The following is a 17,208-nucleotide window of genomic DNA, read 5'->3' as shown; positions in this document are numbered from 1 at the left end:
TGAGCGGTAATCTCAGCGTCGAGATCGGATCCTTCTAGGCGCGACGTTCGGAGGAACAGCCCTATGACCACCTCGTTTTGGTCGCGACGAGATGCTGCTGAACCGAGTCGAAAGATCCGTCGACTCCTCAGAGATCGACCGCAAAATACTGAACTCATGAGCCTGGATCCCAACAGTCGTCTCGGAGCCGTCGAAGAGTGGAGAGTCGCAACCCTGTCATTGATTCTGCTTGCAGTTATGTTCACAGTACTGATCGGCTCCCACATACTCGCAAACAGCCTTCTTTCGATTCCATGGCTCCTCCCGGAAGCGGAGGGGGCACTGATCGGCATCCCGGTCGCACTGGCCGTCTACCTTTTCGTCCCGAGGCTCGTCAAAATCCCACGCAAGTCGGTGTTTATTACGGTACCCAGTCGGTCGATCCTTCGGTGGGCGGGGGTTGCAGTCGTCCTCGTTGGAGTCGTCACCGTCGGTAGCATCGCGGGTCTGTCGGGGACGCTCGAGATACACGCCAGCGATGGACGGTTTCTCTCGAGGGTACTACTCAGTGCAGTGTTGTTAGGACTGCTGGCCGCAATAACGGAGGAGCTCGTATTTCGCGGGTATCTGCTCTCGTTTATCGGCCACAACTGGGGATGGCCGGCGGCCATCGTGTTGACGTCGATACTGTTTGGACTGCTGCACAATGGCAAGGTCGCGGGCCCCGGCGCGTCGGAACTCTACGTGCTGGTCGCAACCTCAGCGGGGCTGCTGTACGCGCTCGTCACCTACTACACGGGAAGTGTCTGGAACGCGGTCATACTTCACGCCGTCTGGAATACCGTGTTTCACACTCAGGTAATCTCGATCGAGCCCGCCGAAACGCAACCGGAACGAGCGATAGTTAGCTACGAGTACGCCGAAGCCGGTTTCCTGTTCGGCGGAAACTGGGCGACCGCTACCGTCTCTCCGTTCGTGTTGCTCGTACTAGTAGTTGCCTCGGCCACCGTACTACTCGTCTACCAAGCAAATTCCACTGGATGATAATCCGATAGTAATAACTTTCACAAATAAGTACTATAGGGCAGCCAGTGAGAAGCCGATGAGCGCAATACGGACGAACGACCTGACGAAGCAGTATGGATCTCAGACCGTCGTCTCGAAAATCGATCTCGAGGTAGAGGCCGGCGAAGTGTACGGATTTCTCGGCCCGAACGGCGCCGGCAAGTCGACGACGATCGCGATGTTACTGTCGTACGTACACCCGACCGACGGGACTGCTCGAGTCCTCGGCAGAGACGTCTGCGAGGGATCTGCCGAAATCAAACACCGAATTGGCGTGTTACCGGAGCGATATCAGCTGTACGATCGGCTCTCGGGACGGAAGCATCTCCGGTTCGCTATCGACTCGATGGGAGCGGACGGCGATCCGGACGCATTGGCCGATCGCGTCGGGCTCGAGGCGACCGCAGTACGGCGTCCGGTAGGCGAGTACTCGACGGGGATGAAACAGCGGCTGCGAATAGCGTTAGCACTGGTCGGTAAGCCCGATCTGCTTGTGCTCGACGAACCCTCGAGCGGACTCGATCCGGCCGGAATTCGACTTCTCAGGGAAATCGTACTCGAGGAACGGGATCGTGGTGCGGCCGTCTTCTTCTCAAGCCACGTTCTCGAGCAGGTAGAGGAAGTCAGCGATCGCATCGGAATCCTCGTCGACGGTGAACTCCGAATGAGCGGGGATCTCGAGGAACTCAAATCCGGAACCGGCGCCGCGGTCGAACTCGAAGTCGAGACCGACGCCGTTTCTCGAGAGGTTCTGACTGCCGTCAAATCGGTCGACTCGGTTACGGAATGTGCGGTTACCGATAGCAGCCCCGAAGCACCTTCTCTCACCATCTCACTCTCGAGTAATGACGCGAAAGCGGAGGTCCTTCGAACGATCGAATCGCACTCGAAAATCGAGGATTTCAGCGCCGAAGAGCGGTCGCTCGAGTCGGTGTTCGAGGAAGGCGTCGCGGAGGCGAGCCCATGACAGTCGTCGATATCGCGCGCAAGGACGTCGCCGACGCAATTCGCTCGAGAGCGCTGTGGGTCGCCACCGCGATCTTTCTCGGATTTATCGTTCTCACACAGGGAATCGTCCTGGCGGTCGTCGAGGACCCGGATCCCGAACTCGCAGCACGGTTTCTCGAGGGGCCGGCGACGGAGGTCGTGCTGCCGATACTCGGCCTCCTCGTCGGGTATCAAGCGATCGTCGGTGAGCGCGAAACGGGCAATATGAAATTCCTGCTCGGGCTTCCTCACTCCCGGCTGGACGTGTTGCTCGGCAAGTTCGTCGGCCGGACGGCCGTTCTCGCGGCCGCTGTTCTGGGCGGGTTTCTGGCGGCGATCGCAATGATCGCGGTGACGGTCGGACTCCCGCCGCTCATCCCGATCGCGGCGTACGTGCTGTTCGTCGTCCTCTCGACGGCGGCAATCGTCTCGATCGCGGTCGGAATTTCGGCCGTCGCCGAGACCAGAACCAGAGCGATCAGCGTCGCCATCGGCGGGTACCTTCTCGCGACCGTCCTCTGGTCGTACGTCGTCGACGGGCTCTACTACGCGGTCAACCGAAATCTTCCTGGCGCCGATCCGCCGACGTGGATCGCCGTCGTCGACCACCTCAACCCCCTTACCGCGATGAGTACGAGTGCGGACGTACTCCTTCCCGAGGCGAGCCAGATCGCTATCACCGCGACGGAGGAGGGAGTTAGTGCGACACAGACCGAACAGACACCATCCGGTACGACCGAGGCGCTCGTTCACGAACCGCTGTTCCTGACCGCGGTACTGCTGTTCTGGATCACCCTCCCGCTCGCGGTCGGCTACCTCCGCTTTCGCGACGCCGACCTCTCGTAGCGGGGCGCTGTCCAAATCGTTTTTCACCCTCCCACCGTACTACGGGTATGGCACTCACCGCAGGCGACGACGCACCGACCGTCACCGCGCGCAACCAGGACGGCGAGGAGGTCGTCCTCGAGTTCGAACATCCCACGGTGCTGTACTTCTACCCGCGAGACGAGACCCCGGGCTGTACGACCGAGGCGACCCAGTTCCAGCACGAACTCGAGACCTACCACGAGGCCGGCGTTGACGTCTACGGCGTCTCGACGGACGACGTCGACTCCCACCAGTCGTTTTGCGAGTCTGAGGGGCTCGAGTTCGACCTGCTGGCAGATCCCGACGCCGAGCTCGCCGAGGCGTTTGACGTCGAGGTTCGAAACGGCGCGACCGCGCGGACGACGTTCTTCATCGGCGACGGCGAGGTCAAGGCCGCCTACGAGGATGTCGACCCGGACGGTCACGCACGGCAGGTGTTGCTCGACGCGCTCGAGGACGGACGCGTGACGCTCCCCGAGTAGTCGTTTCTCCCGTCCCGTTTCGCTGTGGCCTCGAGAGCGGCCACTGTGGTTGTTTCGAGGGACACACCGGAGTTGTCGAACGACGAGCGCGAATGCGTGAGTGTGACAAGCATAGATTTTATGTTCCCTGGCGTAGAATGCGCTGACGTCGCGGGACGATAGCAAGTCCGGTGATCAATCAGACGGCGTATCGCGTGTCGAGAGCCGAGCACGACGATACGGACCACGCCTCCTCGAGATCAGGGAAAACAGAGGAGCCGAGCCACCTGTTCGCGTGGTCCTTTTCGAACTCCGTTCCGAGCAGAATTTATCCCCTTCGAGTACCTACGCTGAAGTATGCGACGAAACCCGTTCGATGAGATCGAGGAGATGCTCGACCGTGTCAGCAAGCAGGTCGAAGGCGGGATGGGCGGCGGCGGGCTTCAGGTGCCGGGATCGGTACCGGTCGACGTCGCCGACAGGGCCGAGGAGTACGTCGTCACGGCCGATCTCCCCGGCTACGACACCGACGACATCGAGCTTACCCTCGCCGAGGGGACCCTTCGCCTCGAGGCCGAGCGGGCCGACGAACTCGAGCACGCTTCCGAGCGGTACATCCGGCGCGAGCGGACTCGGACGTCGGTCAACCGTCGGATTCGGCTTCCGGACCCAGTCGAGGAGGGGTCGGTGTCGGCGAGCTTCGAGAACGGCGTTCTGACGGTCCGCCTGCCGAAGGTCGAGGGCGGCGACGACTCGAGAGCGATCGACATCGAGTAGTCGTCCTCGAGATCGAAACGCCACGTTCTCGACGACCCGAGCAATCGAGTCGAACCAAACGCGGACGCCGTTCTTTTCGACACGCCAGTCCGGATGAGGGTCCGCCCACTGTATAGAAAGGTATAGGATGGCGACGCTACCACACGTATATAAACAGATGAGCGACGCGGGATACGACCACGCGGCGGTCGAACGACGCTGGCAGGAGGCGTGGGACGAGGCGGACGTCTACCGGACGCCCGACGACGTCGATGATCCGACGTACGTCCTCGGGATGTATCCGTACCCGTCGGGCAAACTCCACATGGGCCACGTCCGAAACTACACCATCACGGACGCCTATGCCCGGTTCCGGCGGCTGCAGGGCGACGACGTGCTCCACCCGATGGGGTGGGACGCATTCGGCCTCCCCGCCGAGAACGCGGCCAAGGAGCGCGACACCAACCCGCGAGACTGGACGTTCGACTGCATCGAGACGATGCGCGGCCAGATGGAGTCGATGGGCTTTGGCTACGACTGGGAGCGCGAGATCGCCACTTGCACGCCGGAGTACTACCGGTGGAACCAGTGGCTCTTCGCCCGGTTCCACGAGGAGGGGCTGGTCGATCGACGGGACGCCGAGGTCAACTGGTGTCCCGAGTGCGAGACCGTCCTCGCCGACGAGCAGGTCGAGGGCGAGGCCGAACTCTGCTGGCGCTGCGATACGCCGGTCGAGGAGCGCGAACTCGAGCAGTGGTTCCTGAAGATCACCGAGTACGCGGACGAACTGCTCGAGGACATCGACGACCTCGAGGGGTGGCCCAACTCGGTGCGCCAGATGCAGCGCAACTGGATCGGCCGCCAGGAGGGGACCGAACTCGAGTTCTCCATAGACGGGCACGGCAGCGTCGAGGCCTTCACGACCCGCGTCGATACCATCCACGGCGCGACGTTTTTCGCGCTCGCGCCGGACCACCCGATCAGCGAGCAGGTGGCTGAGGAGGACGACGACGTACGGCATTTCATCGACGAGGAGGCCGACCCCGAAGGCGACGAGCCCAACGGCGTCGAAACCGACCTGACCGCCACGAACCCCGTTACGGGCGAAGAGATCCCCGTCTACGTCGCCGACTTCGTCCTCTCGGACGTCGGGACGGGCGCGCTGATGGCGGTGCCGGGCCACGACGAGCGCGACCACGCCTTCGCGACGAAGATGGGCGAGGAGATCGTTCCCGTCGTCGCCCCCGAACCTGACGACTGGGACGGCGAGACCGTCCCCGAGGCGCCTGACGTCAGCGAGGAGGCGTTCACCGAGGACGGGGTGCTCGTCAACTCCGGGGGGTACACCGGCCTCGAGAGCGATACCGCCCGCGAACGGTTGACCGAGGCGATCGACACCGCCGACTGGACCACCCAGTACCAGCTCCGGGACTGGGGGATCTCCCGGCAGCGCTACTGGGGGACGCCGATCCCGGTCGTCCACTGCCACGACAGCTGTGGATCGGTCGTCCTCCCCGAGGAGGAGCTGCCCGTCGAGCTGCCGGCGTTCATCAACACCACCGGCAACCCGCTGGACGAGGCCGAGGAGTGGAAGGAGACGACCTGTCCGGAGTGTGGCGGGGCCGCTACCCGCGAGACGGACACGATGGACACCTTCGTCGACTCCTCGTGGTACTTCCTGCGGTACGTCTCGCCGGATCTCGAGGCGGCGCCCTTCGATTTAGAACAGGCCAACGACTGGATGCCCGTCGATCAGTACGTCGGCGGGATCGAACACGCCGTGATGCACCTGCTCTATTCAAGATTCTTCACGAAGGTGCTGGCCGACCACGAGGGCTTAGAGCACCGCGAGCCCTTCACGAACCTGCTCGCCCAGGGGATGGTCCAGCTCGAGGGCGAGAAGATGTCGAAATCGAAGGGCAACGTCGTCTCACCCCAGCGGATCGTCGAGGAGTACGGCGCCGACACCGCCCGCCTGTTCATGATGCAGGCCGCCCAGCCCGAGCGGGACTTCGACTGGAGCGAGGAGGGCGTCCGCTCGACGTACGCCTTCCTGACGCGCCTGCAGGAGATGGTCGAGGAGTACGACGATCCCGACGGCGACGACGACGCCGTCGCGAGCTACGTCGACGGCGAAATCGACGCGACGGTCGCCATCGCGACCGAGAAGTACGACGAGCTGACGTTCAACCGGGCGCTGCGGGAGGTCCAGGACCTGGTGCGGACGCTCAGACAGTATTCGGAGTACGCCGAGCCCCACGCCGACACCTACGAGCGAGGACTGTCGGCGGTCGTCCGGCTGTTGGCGCCCGTCGCGCCCCACATCGCCGAGGAGCTGTACGACGAGCTCGGCTACGACGGGTTCGCCGCCGAGGCCGAGTGGCCGACCGCCGAGGTCGACCGCGACCACGTCCGGAAGCGCCGCCAGCTGGTCGAAAACACCCGCGAGGACGTCCGCGACATCGTCGACGTCGCCGGCATCGAGGACCCCCAGGCGATCGACGTCGTCGTCGCGCCCGACTGGAAGTACGACGCCTTAGAGATCGCCGTCGAGAGCGACGCCGACAATCTGATCGGCGAACTCATGCAGGAGCCCCACATCCGTGAACAGGGTGACGCCGCGGCCGACTACGGCCAGGACCTGCAGGCCGAGCGCGAGGCGCTGTCGACGACCCTCGAGCCCGACGCGGAACGCGAGGCCCTCGAGTCGGCGGCGTGGCTGCTCGAGCGCGAGTTCGAGGCCCCGGTCAGCGTTCGCCGCGCCGAGGCGGTCGACGAGAGCGTCCTGAAAAACGCCGAGCCCGGACGGCCGGCGATCGAGATCGAGGACGGCGCCGAGAACTGACGGCGGCTGAGCCGACGAGCGTGGAACGGGCAGGCTGTTCTTTTATTTCCGCGTCCGTGTGTAGTACGGCTCGAATGACGAACGACGGCAGAGCGCAGACGGACCCCGCCCGGTGGCCCGTTGCCGGCGTCTCGAGCCCGAGGGCGCCGTACGTCGCCGCGATGACCTGGCGGACGGGGCTGTTCGCCCACTGGCCGATCGAGCCCGAGGCGCTTCGGCCCCACCTTCCCGACCAGCTCGAGCTCGAGACCCGGGACGGGCAGGCCTGGCTCAGCGTGTTGCCGTTCGTCCTCGCGGACGCGGGACTGCGGGGAACCCCCTCCGTCGCGAGGGTCGACATCACCGAGCTCAACGTCCGAACGTACGTCAAACACCGCGGCGACCCCGCGCTCTACTTCTTCAGCGTCGACGTCGACAGACCGATGATTGGCGAACCGATCGGCCGCGCGACCCGACTCCCGGTCTACACCGCCCGGATGTCCCTCGAGGATCGCGGCGACCGAATCGAATTCTCGAGCGAGCGACGCCGGTCGAAGACGGGTGATCCGGCCCGGTTCGTGGCGTCGTACCGCCCGGACGGCAACGTCTTCGTTCCCGAAACCGATTCGCTCGCCTACTGGCTCACCGAGCGACGACGGTTCTACGCCCCCTCGGGCGAGGGCGTGATGGGTGGAGAGATCGCTCACGATCCGTGGCCGCTCCAGCCGGCCGAGGCGACGATCCGCGAGAACACGATGTTCGCGGCTAACGGACTTCCGTCGCCGACCGGCGATCCGGTCGTTCACTACTGCGACCGGCTTCCGATTCGGGGGTCGATCCCGCGTCGACTCCCGGACCGAGAATAGAGGCACGCGTACCGTCGATATTGGCGGGAGCGTCGCCACTACCTTGATTGGTAGTTCGTGCCGAGCCGAGGACGGACGCTCGAGAAGATCGAGGCCGACCTGTGCGAGAACACCCTCGCCGGACCGGACGAACTGCGGCGGCTACCGATCGGTGTGGATCAGTCCGTAGTCGAAGCCGGCCCCGTGCTCCCGTGCGTCCTCGTAGACGACGCGGGCCGCCGCGACGTCCTGGATCGCGAGCCCGGTCGAGTCGAAGACCGTGACGCCGGTGTCGTCCTCGCGAGCCGGCTTCTTGCCGGTAACGAGTTCGCCGATCTCGCCGTAGATATCGTCGTCCGTAAGCGTCCCCTCGTTGTACGGGACGTTGACCTCGCCGGAGTGGGTACACTGCTTGTGGTCGTCGATGACGACCGTCGACTCGAGCAGCAGTTCGTCGCTCAGTTCGTGTTTCCCCTCGGCGTCGGCGCCGATCGCATTGATGTGGGTGTGATTGCCGACGTCCTCGAGGCCGACGACGGGATCCCGTACCGGCGTCACCGTCGAGAGGACGTCACAGTGGCCCGCCTCGGAGATCGAGCCCGCACGGACGTCGAACTCGTCGCCGTAGGCGTCGATGAACCGCTGGACGCGGTCGTCGTCGAGGTCGCTGACGACGACCTCCTCGATCGGGCGGATCTCGCTGATCGCCTCGAGCTGGGTGTACGACTGGACGCCCGCGCCGACGACCCCCATCGACGTGGCGTCGGGAACGGCGAGGTAGTCGGTCGCGACAGCCGCCGCCGCACCCGTTCGTTTCATTGTCAGCGCGGTTCCGTCCATGATCGCCAGCGGGGAAGCGGTCTCGGGATCGGAGTAGATCATCGTCCCCAGTACGGTCGGCAGGTCGTGGTCGGTGGGATTGTCGGGGTGGACGTTGACCCACTTGACCCCCGCTGCGTCCCACTCGCCCGCGTCGAGGTAGGCGGGCATCGACCGGAAGTCGCCGTTGTACTGGGGCAGGTCGATGTAGGATTTGGCCGGCATCTGGGCGTCGCCGCGCTCGTAGGCATCGAAGGCGTCCTCGACCGCATCGATGACATCGCCCATCCGCGCGTGCTCGTCGACGTCGTCGCTGTCCAGGAGAAGCGTCTGCATATCGGCGAATATTGCGGGCTGGTACTTAAGTGGTGCTAACTGACGGACGGCGTCTACTCGAGCGAACTGGCGAAAGAAATCGAACGAGGGCCGACGAATCGATCGAAAACGGTACGTGAGCGGCCGGTGGGTGGCCGAGCGGGCCGGGCTGGCTCTCGCGGGTCGTGCCCTCCCCGCTCGCTTTTACGAGTGAGAAACTCGCTTACATCATGCCGCCCATGCCGCCACCCATACCGCCCATGCCGCCCATGCCACCGCCGCCCGGCGGCATCTCCTCGTCATCGTCGTCGTCGGCGACGGCGAGGTCACCGGCGGCGATGACGTCGTCGATGCGCAGCAGCATGACGGCAGCCTCGGTGGCCGACTCGATCGCCTGGGTCTTTACGCGAAGCGGCTCGTAGACGCCTTCCTCGCCCATGTCGATCGTGTCGCCCGTGAAGGCGTCCAGTCCGGCAGCCTCGTTGCCGCCGTCGTGGGCCGCACGAAGCTCGACCAGCGAGTCGATGGGGTCGAGTCCGGCGTTCTCGGCGAGGGTGCGCGGGATGACCTCGAGCGCGTCCGCGAACGCCTCGACGGCCAGCTGCTCGCGGCCGCCGACGGAGTCAGCGTGGTCCCGCAGGGCGAGCGAGAGCTCGATCTCGGGCGCACCGCCGCCGGCCACGACCTTGCCGTCCTCGAGGGTCGTGCGCACGACGCCCAGCGAGTCCTCGATGGCGCGGTCGACCTCGTCGATGACGTGTTCGGTGCCGCCGCGCAGAATGAGGGTGACGGCCTTGGCGTCGTCGACGTCCTCGACGAAGATCCGCTGGTCGCCCGCGATCTCCTTCTGGGCGACGCTACCGGCGAAGCCGAGGTCGTCCTCGGTCAGGTCGTCGACGCTGGTGACGGGCGTGGCGCCGGTCGCGCGGGCCAGCTGGTTCTGGTCGCTGGATTTGACGCGACGGACGGCGATGATGCCCTCCTGGGCCAGGTAGTGCTGGGCCATGTCGTCGATGCCGCCGTCGACGAAGACGACGTCGGCGCCGGCGTCGGCGACCTTCTGGGCCATCTCCTGGAGCTGGGCCTCTTCCTGCTCGAGGAACTGCTCGAGCTGGTCGGGGTCGGTGACGTTGACCTCGGCGTCGATCTCGGTCTCCTTGATCTCGAGGTCGCCGTCGACGATCGCGACGTTGGCGTCCTCGGCGAAGTACGGCATGTTCTCGGAGACGCGCTCCTTGTCGACGATGACGCCCTCGACTAGCTCGGAGTTCTCGATCGAGCCGCCGACGACCTTCTCGACTTTGATGTTGTCCGTGTCGACCTCGTCGTCGTCCGCGACGGACTGGACGGCGTTGACGACGAGCTCGGCGAGCAGGTCGCGGGCGCTCTCTGCGCCCTTGCCCGTCATCGCCGTCGCGGCGATCTGGTGGAGGATCTCCTCGTCGTCCTCGTCGACGTCGATGGCGATCTCCTCGAGGGCTTCGGTGGCCTCCTCGGCGGCCTGGCGGTACCCCTGGGCGAGGGTGGTGGCGTGGATGTCCTGGTCGAGGAGGTCCTCGGCCTGGCTCAGGAGTTCGCCGGCGACGACGACGGCGCTCGTCGTTCCGTCGCCGACCTCGTCCTCCTGGGTCTCGGCGACTTCGACGATCATGTCGGCCGCCGGGTGGTCGATCTCCATCTCCGAGAGCAGCGTCACGCCGTCGTTCGTGACGATGACGTTGCCCGAGGAGTCGACGAGCATCTTGTCCATCCCTTTCGGACCGAGTGTGGTCCGTACCGACTCGGCGACGGCCTTGCCGGCCTGGACGTTCATCGACTGGGCGTCCTTGCCGGACGTTCGCTGGCTGTCCTCCGAGAGTACGATAAGGGGCTGGTTGCCCATCTGCTGTTGTGCCATAGTCACCTGATGGATTGATTGCTATTCTATATAAAAGCTTCGCTATAGGATGACACAACCCCTCACACAACGGTTCAGTACGGGGATTCGGTACTACCGCTCGTTCCACTATTTATATGCAGCGAGCGCAACGAAAACGCGTTTCGGCCGAAACGCGAGCGGTCAGGATTCGCTACCGGGGTAGCGGTGGTACTGCATCCCCTGGTGTTTCATCTCGTTGTGGCGCTCCTCGAGGAACGAGTACACCGTTCCGTGGGGAGCGCCGTCGAGCAGCATCTCGGCAGCGGTACGGACGGCGTCGACCTCCGGGGGAGTGCCGATCGCGCCGAGCGTCGAGCCGTAGATGACGACGTCGGCCCCCGACAGCTCCTCCATGAGCTCGCGAGTGCGACCGTCCTCGCCGATGAGCCGGCCCTTCTTTCGCTTCATGTCGTTTTTGTTGCGTGCGGCGGCATCGATGTCGACGATGTCGAGTTGCATCATGTCGTCCTCGAGCAGCTGGAGCGCCTCCTCGGGCGGAAAGCCGCGACCGATCGCGCGAACGATTTCGGGTCCCTTGAGGCCTCGAACGGGGTCGCCGACGGTCTCGACGGCGACGGAGCCGTTCTCCGAGTCGATGTCCAGACGGACCTCCGCCGCCGCTTCGATCTCGCGCATCGTCTCGCCGCCCTCGCCGATGAGGACACCGATGCGGTCCTGCGGAATCTTCACGTGTTTCATGCCCTCCAATATTCGCTCAGCGAGTTTAAGGCCTTGGTCCGCTGTCGATAGTGCAACGGTTATACTCCGTTTTGACCTCTCCCTCGACATGGCGAACGAACCGCGGTACGAAGTGTCGGTATCAGACGATCGCGCGCTCGAGGGAACGCTCCTCGTCGGCCTCTCGAACTTCGGGCTCGCGGGACTCACCGCGACGGATCACCTGCTCACCCAACTCGAGTTCGAGCAGGTTGGCCACGTCCGCTCCCGAAACCTGCCGACGGTCACCCCCTTCGAGGACGGGACGCCCAGACGGCCGATGCGTCTCTACGCGGCGGCCGATCACGACATCTGCGTGCTCGTCAGCGAGATCGTCGTTCCGGTGTGGGCCGCCGCCGCGTTCGCGGACGCCGTGGAGAACCTCGTCGCCTCGAGCGGGCTTGAGGAGATCGTCCTCCTTCATGGGGTTCCGTTCCCCCACGGTCCCGACGAGCACGCGGTCTTCTTCGTCGCGACGCCCGAGTACCGGGAGCGCCGGCTCGAGGAATCCGAGTTCGAACCGCTTCGTGGCGGCGTCCTCGACGGCGTTCCGGGCGAGTTTACGAACCGGAGCCTGGACGGCGGGCTGCCACCCCTCGGGACGATCGTCACGCCGATCCACCCGCCGGGACCCGACTTCGACGCCGCCGGTCGGTTCCTGGACTTTCTCCGCGAGGGGTACGGTCTCGAGGTCGACGATCGACAGCTCCGGGAGCGCTCGGAGTCGATAAGTCGCTACTACGGGGAGCTCGCGGATCGCATCGAGACACTCGAGTCGGAGGGAGGCAGCTCGGAGGAACGCCAGTTGCCGATGGACCGAATGTTCATGTAACGGTTCTCGAGCCGACGACGTGCTACGGACGTCGGGAACGAGCGATCGACTCCCCGATCGCCGGAAGCACGAGCATCGAACCCACCCCGACGACGATCGCTACGAGGATCGACAGCGGCGGGACGCCGACGACGACCGCGACCCCGACACCGCCGTAGGCCGCGACGGCGAGGGCGGTGTTGTAGTGGACGAACCGAAGGGCGATCAGCGCCGGCGAAAGCGTGAGCCAGCCGAGCGTCTCCGTTCCAAGCGGCCGAACCCATCCGCCACGAACGAGGGTGCCGACCAACACCATTGTCAGCCAGGCGACGATTGCGGCCGCCGTTACCCCGTAGCTCGCCGTCGAACTGGTCATCCCGACGAGCAGCAGTACCGGAAGCCCGAGGATCGACACCTCGCCGAAGATCGACGTCAAGTCGTGAAGGAAACAGCCGAACCGGCTCTTCTCCATGGTGGCTATCGTGCCGTACCCGTACCACGACTGACGCTTTCGCGTGTGGGCAGGACGGGTCCGCCGGCCGGGTGTCCGATCGCGCCGGTCTCTGCTCATACCGGTGACAACGGCCACCACCGATAAATAGCCGATGACTCCCCGCAGGTTACCGGCTCTCGGCCGATTCGGTGACGGAACAGAATCGAACCGACGCCGAGTCCGTGTCGACGACGGCGACCGTTCGGTGTTCGTCTGGAACCGTCGGGAACTGCGCGCCGGGGTTGAGCAGCGTCGTGTCGCCGACTTCGGTGTGTTCGCGTCGGTGGTGGTGGCCGTAGCAGACGAGGTCGTACGTCTCGGCCGCGGCGAGCGCTTCGACCTCCGCCTTCGACTCCCCGTGAAGCACCGCAAAGGAGAGCCCGGCGAACTCGAGGTCGGCGAACCGGCCGTGAAGCTCGCTTCCCTCGCCCAGGGCGTCGAACGTCGCCTCGAGGCCCGAGATTTCGCCGTCGTTGTTCCCGAGCACGCCGTGGAGTTCGAACCCCTCGAACGCCGAGAGCAGGGGCGGCGCGACGAAGTCGCCGCAGTGGACGACGACCTCGACGTTCTCCGCCTCGAAAACGTCGGCTGCGCGCTCGGCCGCGGCGACGTTGTCGTGGGTGTCGGAGACGATCCCGATGTTCATACACAATTGCGTGCGGGCGAGCCACTAAGACGTTCGGACGGACCTCTTTCCGCTACGGCCGGAGCGACGTCGGAACGCCGGCCGACTCGAGTGCCTGCCGTCGCTCGGGTTCCGACAGCCGGTAGGGCTCGAGTGCGGCTGCGAGCGAGTCAAGCGAATCCCGCCGACGCTGGTGTTCGATCAGAAAATCGGTGATCCGATCGATCGCGATCTCCTTCAGCTCTCCGCTGAGCAGGTTCCCCGACCGGTACTCCCGGGCAATGCGCTCGAGTTCGGCGTCATCGTCCTCGAAGAAGAACCGAAGGTACTGGAACGGGACGTCGACGGACGGGTCGCCGCCCTGCTCGCGGTGTTCCTCGAGCGTCGTCCGACCACCCGTATAGGCGTGAGTGTGAATCGTCTCGGCGACGGTCCCCGGATCGTCGGTGAGTTCGATCGACGCCGCCTCGCTGGAGGAACTCATCTCGCCCGGACCCTCGAGGCTCGGCAGGAAACGCCCGAGCAGGGCACCTGGCTTCTCGACCGGTAGGGCCTCTCTCGCCGCGACGTTCCGACAGACGCGGACGTGGGGATCCTGATCGACGGCGATCGGAACCAGCGTGGGCTGGCGGCCCGCGACCAGCTGGGGCAAGAGGAGGTGGGTCGCCTGGACGGCCGGATAGAACTGCAGCCCGACAGTGTTTTGTTCGCCGTAGACAGCCTCGACGGTCGCTGGCGTGAGGTGTTTCGCGAGTCGCACGGCGATCGGGTAGATCACGTCCGCGTCGGCGGTATCGACGACGATTCGGGTCTTCGCGGGGTCGAAGCCGACGGCGAGAACGTCCCGCAGGTTCTCGCGGGTGTGCTCGCCGATCGAGGCGAACGACTGCTTCTTCGCGAGGTACTTTTCGTCGTCCGAGAGCGGAACGTAGACCGTCGCCCCTGTCTTCTCTTGGAACCGCTTCGCAAGATACAGCGGCAGGACGTGCCCGAGGTGCATCGGACCAGAGGGGCCACGGCCCGTGACCAAGACGTGCGGATCGTCCGCCTCGGCAGCCTCGAGGTAGCGGTCGACGTCGCGGCCCGCATAGAACGTTCGTCTGCGGATCGCGGGATGGTCAGGGAGGCGCTCGATGTGTGCGTCGGTGAGGGGATCGGCACCGAAGCGCTCGAGTAGCTTTTCGTAGTCGACGTTGCCGGAGACGGCGTAGGGCGTAACGGTGAAATCGTCGGCGTCGGCGGTCGTGTCGGCGGTGTCGGTAGTCGTATGGTCGGTGCGGTCGGTCGAATTGGTCGTGTTCGGCATCCTGTATGGAGTTGACGGCGATGGCTGGAGAGCGAGACGTGAAGCAGAACGAGCAAAGGGAGCCACCGTCGCCGCGACCGCGGGTTAGACCACGTCGTCCGCAGCGACGACACTGTTCGCTCTCGAGCGGGCGTGCCAGCGCCAGACGAGAGCGGCCGTCATCAGTCGAGTAACGTAATCAGATAATAAAGAAGGTTTCGACCCGTCCGTTAGTCTCGAGACGGATCCGGCTCCGGGTTCGTGACGAACTCGAGCAGCTCGTCGGGGTCGGTCTCGACGCCCTGCCGGGAGAAGAAGTTCGCGACGTTCTCGCAGTCGCGCTCGAGGAAGTCTCGACTGTTGGGATGGTGGACGGTGACGGCCTGCCCGAGGTCGATGACGACGAGCTGGCCCTCGTGGAAGACGACGTTGTACTCGCTCAGATCGCCGTGGACGATTCCGGCGGAGTAGAGCCGGCGCATGTACTCACGCATAACGCCGTAAGCCGTTTCGGGGTTCTCGATGTGGACCTCGCCGAGGCGTTTCGCGCGGCCGTCATCGTTGCCGATGTACTCCATCACGAGGACGTTGCGTTCGGTCGCGATCGGCTCCGGAACCCTGACGCCGGCCTTTTTCGCCCGCCGGAGGTTCGCCAGCTCCTTTTTCGTCCAGGCGAGCACGACGTCCTTCTTCTTGCCGCCCAGTCCCTCGAAGCGCGGGTCGCCCTCGAGGTAGTCCCGCATCTGGCGGAAGTTCGAGGCGTTGATGCGGTAGACCTTGACGGCGACCTCGCGGTCGTCGCCCAGCGCGTGGTAGACGTTCGCTTCTTTGCCCGTCGATAGCGGTCCCCCGAACGCTTCGACGTAGCCGTCCTGGACCAGCTTGTACAGCGCCGCCAGCGTCGCGTCGTCGAACACCGACTGCTCGACCTTGAACTGGTCGGCGTCCTTGATCCGCTCCTCGAACTGCTCGAACTCCCGATCTCGCTTGCGGGCGATCCGATCGGCCTCGGTGTCCGAGACGTCGATCTCCTCCCACTCGTCCCCTGGCGTGTCGACCTCCTCGAGGTCGACCAGCCCGTACTCCGATCCCTGTTCCATCTGTCGGCGTCTACGGAGTCGGTGCGGGTAAAGACTGGGTATCGGCGGACCGTCGGTGAAACTCGATCCCTTCCTCGGGCCGACCGCGACGAACGCCCGGTCGGGACGGCTCTACGTTTTTCCGCTCGCGAGGCATACCATCCTCCATGGACCGACCAGTTGAACGTCGGCGAGCGAGGGGCAAGCGATGAGCGGACACGACGTCACGCTCGAGTGGCCCGACGGCCGGAGCGAAACGGTGTCGGTGGGGCCACAGGAGACGGTCCTCGAGGCGGCCCTGCGCGAGGGGATTCGGCTTCCCTACGACTGCCGGAAGGGGACCTGTACGGCCTGCGTGGGGCGGGTACTCGCCGTCGAGGGGAGCCGAGACGGGGGCGACGACTCGCCCGACGCAGCGAGCGCCGTCGACTACCGACGACCGCCGCGGGCGCTCGAGGAGTCCGATCGGGCCGACGGGTATGCACTCCTGTGTATCGCCCACCCTCGAGCCGACTGTCGCATCGAGGTCGGTCCGATGGTCCGCAGCCAGCTCGGCGACAGTCCCTGGGGGTAAGCTCTCCGGTCGCGGGCAGCTTTATTCCAGCGTTCGTGGACGTCCAGTCATGAGTGATGCTGACACTCCAACTGACGCCGAACCGGGCCACAACCACGAGCACCACGGTCACGAGGGGCCGGGCTATGCGACCCCGCAGGCAGCCCTCGAGGAGGGCGAGCGCGAGGAGCTCGCCTACGTGATAGCCTCTACACCGGAACCGGCATCGACGAACCCAACTTTATCGCTGTCGTCGGCCCGGATCCGGATTCCGAAACCTACTGCGAGATCGTCGACCGCCTCGAGATGCCCGAGCGGGGCGACGAGCTCCACCACTTCGGGTGGAACGCCTGCTCGTCGTCGTGTCACGTCGAGGGACTCGAGCGCCGACACCTGATCGTCCCTGGCCAGCGCTCCTCGCGGATCCACGTCGTCGACACGAAGGATCGGCGCAACCCCGAACTGGTTGAGGTGATCGAGCCCGAGGAGATCTTCGAGTACGACCTCTCAGCTCCCCATAGGGACCGGCCCGCGCCCACGAGATCCGCTGGCCCGACGGCGACTGCACCAGCGACGTCTGGCAGTGACCGAGACGTACGCCGTCACCCTCGAGCGGGCCGACGGTTCCGACAGGACGATCGAGGTCGAGACCGGTGAGACGGTCCTCGAGGCGAGCGAGCGAACCGATCGGGCGGTTCCCTTTGGCTGTCGAACCGGGGCCTGCGGAACTTGCGCGGGACTCGGCCCGCTCGAGTGCGCTCCGCGAACGACGTCAGTAACGTTAACCGAGCCGCGGCGTAACCCTCGAG

Annotated in this window: 16 protein-coding genes and 2 pseudogenes; 11 read left to right on the top strand and 7 right to left on the bottom strand. The window is 65.1% G+C overall.

What is annotated here, in order from left to right; genetic code table 11:
• Nucleotides 1-156 precede the first annotated feature (156 nt).
• The 7 genes from QA600_RS04310 to QA600_RS04280 all read left to right on the top strand — a co-directional run bounded on the left by QA600_RS04310 (nucleotide 157) and on the right by QA600_RS04280 (nucleotide 7,805).
• The gene (locus QA600_RS04310) at nucleotides 157-1,023 is read left to right on the top strand and encodes a type II CAAX endopeptidase family protein (RefSeq protein ID WP_278290727.1); all 867 of its coding nucleotides are present in this window, start codon (nucleotides 157-159) and stop codon (nucleotides 1,021-1,023) included.
• Nucleotides 1,024-1,081: 58 nt separating this feature from the next.
• Nucleotides 1,082-2,011 (top strand): ABC transporter ATP-binding protein, encoded by a 930-nt coding sequence (locus tag QA600_RS04305; RefSeq protein WP_278290726.1) that lies wholly within the window; start codon nucleotides 1,082-1,084, stop codon nucleotides 2,009-2,011.
• On the top strand, nucleotides 2,008-2,877 hold the full coding sequence (locus QA600_RS04300; protein WP_278290725.1) for an ABC transporter permease subunit: 870 nt from the start codon (nucleotides 2,008-2,010) through the stop codon (nucleotides 2,875-2,877). The genes QA600_RS04305 and QA600_RS04300 overlap by 4 nt, the downstream gene beginning before the upstream one ends.
• Nucleotides 2,878-2,924: 47 nt before the next feature.
• The gene (locus tag QA600_RS04295) at nucleotides 2,925-3,380 is read left to right on the top strand and encodes a peroxiredoxin (protein ID WP_278290724.1); all 456 of its coding nucleotides are present in this window, start codon (nucleotides 2,925-2,927) and stop codon (nucleotides 3,378-3,380) included.
• A 336-nt stretch (nucleotides 3,381-3,716) separates the two neighbouring features.
• Nucleotides 3,717-4,136, top strand: a complete 420-nt coding sequence (locus QA600_RS04290; RefSeq protein WP_278290723.1) for an Hsp20/alpha crystallin family protein — start codon at nucleotides 3,717-3,719, stop codon at nucleotides 4,134-4,136.
• Between the two features lie 157 nt (nucleotides 4,137-4,293).
• A complete protein-coding gene (gene leuS, locus QA600_RS04285) occupies nucleotides 4,294-6,960 on the top strand; it encodes a leucine--tRNA ligase (RefSeq protein ID WP_278290722.1) in 2,667 nt (888 codons plus the stop codon).
• 74 nt (nucleotides 6,961-7,034) lie between these two features.
• Nucleotides 7,035-7,805: a DUF2071 domain-containing protein gene (locus tag QA600_RS04280; RefSeq protein ID WP_278290720.1), complete on the top strand. Its 771-nt coding sequence runs from the start codon at nucleotides 7,035-7,037 to the stop codon at nucleotides 7,803-7,805.
• A 141-nt stretch (nucleotides 7,806-7,946) separates the two neighbouring features.
• Here the strand turns inward: QA600_RS04280 and QA600_RS04275 are convergent, their stop codons facing one another.
• From QA600_RS04275 to QA600_RS04265, 3 genes are all read right to left on the bottom strand, one after another.
• Nucleotides 7,947-8,939, bottom strand: coding sequence for an ornithine cyclodeaminase family protein (locus tag QA600_RS04275; RefSeq protein ID WP_278290719.1), 993 nt, complete (start codon nucleotides 8,937-8,939; stop codon nucleotides 7,947-7,949).
• Between the two features lie 202 nt (nucleotides 8,940-9,141).
• Nucleotides 9,142-10,800 carry a thermosome subunit alpha gene (thsA, locus tag QA600_RS04270; protein ID WP_278290764.1) on the bottom strand — a complete coding sequence of 553 codons (1,659 nt, stop codon included), beginning with the start codon at nucleotides 10,798-10,800 and terminating at the stop codon, nucleotides 9,142-9,144.
• A 177-nt stretch (nucleotides 10,801-10,977) separates the two neighbouring features.
• A complete protein-coding gene (locus QA600_RS04265; RefSeq protein WP_005555138.1) occupies nucleotides 10,978-11,535 on the bottom strand; it encodes a KH domain-containing protein in 558 nt (185 codons plus the stop codon).
• 88 nt (nucleotides 11,536-11,623) lie between these two features.
• Between QA600_RS04265 and QA600_RS04260 the strand changes: the two genes are divergently transcribed.
• Entirely contained in the window at nucleotides 11,624-12,385 is a 762-nt protein-coding gene (locus tag QA600_RS04260) for a PAC2 family protein (protein ID WP_278290718.1), read from the top strand.
• A gap of 22 nt (nucleotides 12,386-12,407) precedes the next feature.
• Here the strand turns inward: QA600_RS04260 and QA600_RS04255 are convergent, their stop codons facing one another.
• From QA600_RS04255 to rio1, 4 genes are all read right to left on the bottom strand, one after another.
• A complete protein-coding gene (locus tag QA600_RS04255) occupies nucleotides 12,408-12,935 on the bottom strand; it encodes a hypothetical protein (protein ID WP_278290717.1) in 528 nt (175 codons plus the stop codon).
• Between the two features lie 49 nt (nucleotides 12,936-12,984).
• Nucleotides 12,985-13,503, bottom strand: a complete 519-nt coding sequence (locus QA600_RS04250) for a metallophosphoesterase (RefSeq protein ID WP_278290716.1) — start codon at nucleotides 13,501-13,503, stop codon at nucleotides 12,985-12,987.
• Nucleotides 13,504-13,555: 52 nt separating this feature from the next.
• Nucleotides 13,556-14,788 (bottom strand): tryptophan--tRNA ligase, encoded by a 1,233-nt coding sequence (locus tag QA600_RS04245; protein WP_278290715.1) that lies wholly within the window; start codon nucleotides 14,786-14,788, stop codon nucleotides 13,556-13,558.
• Nucleotides 14,789-14,997: 209 nt separating this feature from the next.
• Nucleotides 14,998-15,867: a serine/threonine-protein kinase Rio1 gene (gene rio1 / locus QA600_RS04240; RefSeq protein WP_278290714.1), complete on the bottom strand. Its 870-nt coding sequence runs from the start codon at nucleotides 15,865-15,867 to the stop codon at nucleotides 14,998-15,000.
• A gap of 187 nt (nucleotides 15,868-16,054) precedes the next feature.
• On the opposite strand from rio1, the gene QA600_RS04235 reads away from it, so the two are divergent.
• From QA600_RS04235 to QA600_RS22795, 3 genes and pseudogenes are all read left to right on the top strand, one after another.
• A complete protein-coding gene (locus tag QA600_RS04235; RefSeq protein ID WP_278290713.1) occupies nucleotides 16,055-16,420 on the top strand; it encodes a 2Fe-2S iron-sulfur cluster-binding protein in 366 nt (121 codons plus the stop codon).
• A 49-nt stretch (nucleotides 16,421-16,469) separates the two neighbouring features.
• Nucleotides 16,470-16,918, top strand: a pseudogene (locus QA600_RS04230) (selenium-binding protein SBP56-related protein); the annotation flags it as partial.
• Nucleotides 16,919-16,982: 64 nt separating this feature from the next.
• Nucleotides 16,983-17,080: pseudogene (locus QA600_RS22795) on the top strand (ferredoxin); the annotation flags it as partial.
• Nucleotides 17,081-17,208 lie beyond the last annotated feature (128 nt).

This window comes from Natronococcus sp. A-GB1, assembly GCF_029688845.1.
Classification (GTDB): Archaea; Halobacteriota; Halobacteria; order Halobacteriales; family Natrialbaceae; genus Natronococcus.
Note: the sequence above shows the minus strand (reverse complement) of the source record. Positions and strands in the feature narration are given on the sequence as shown.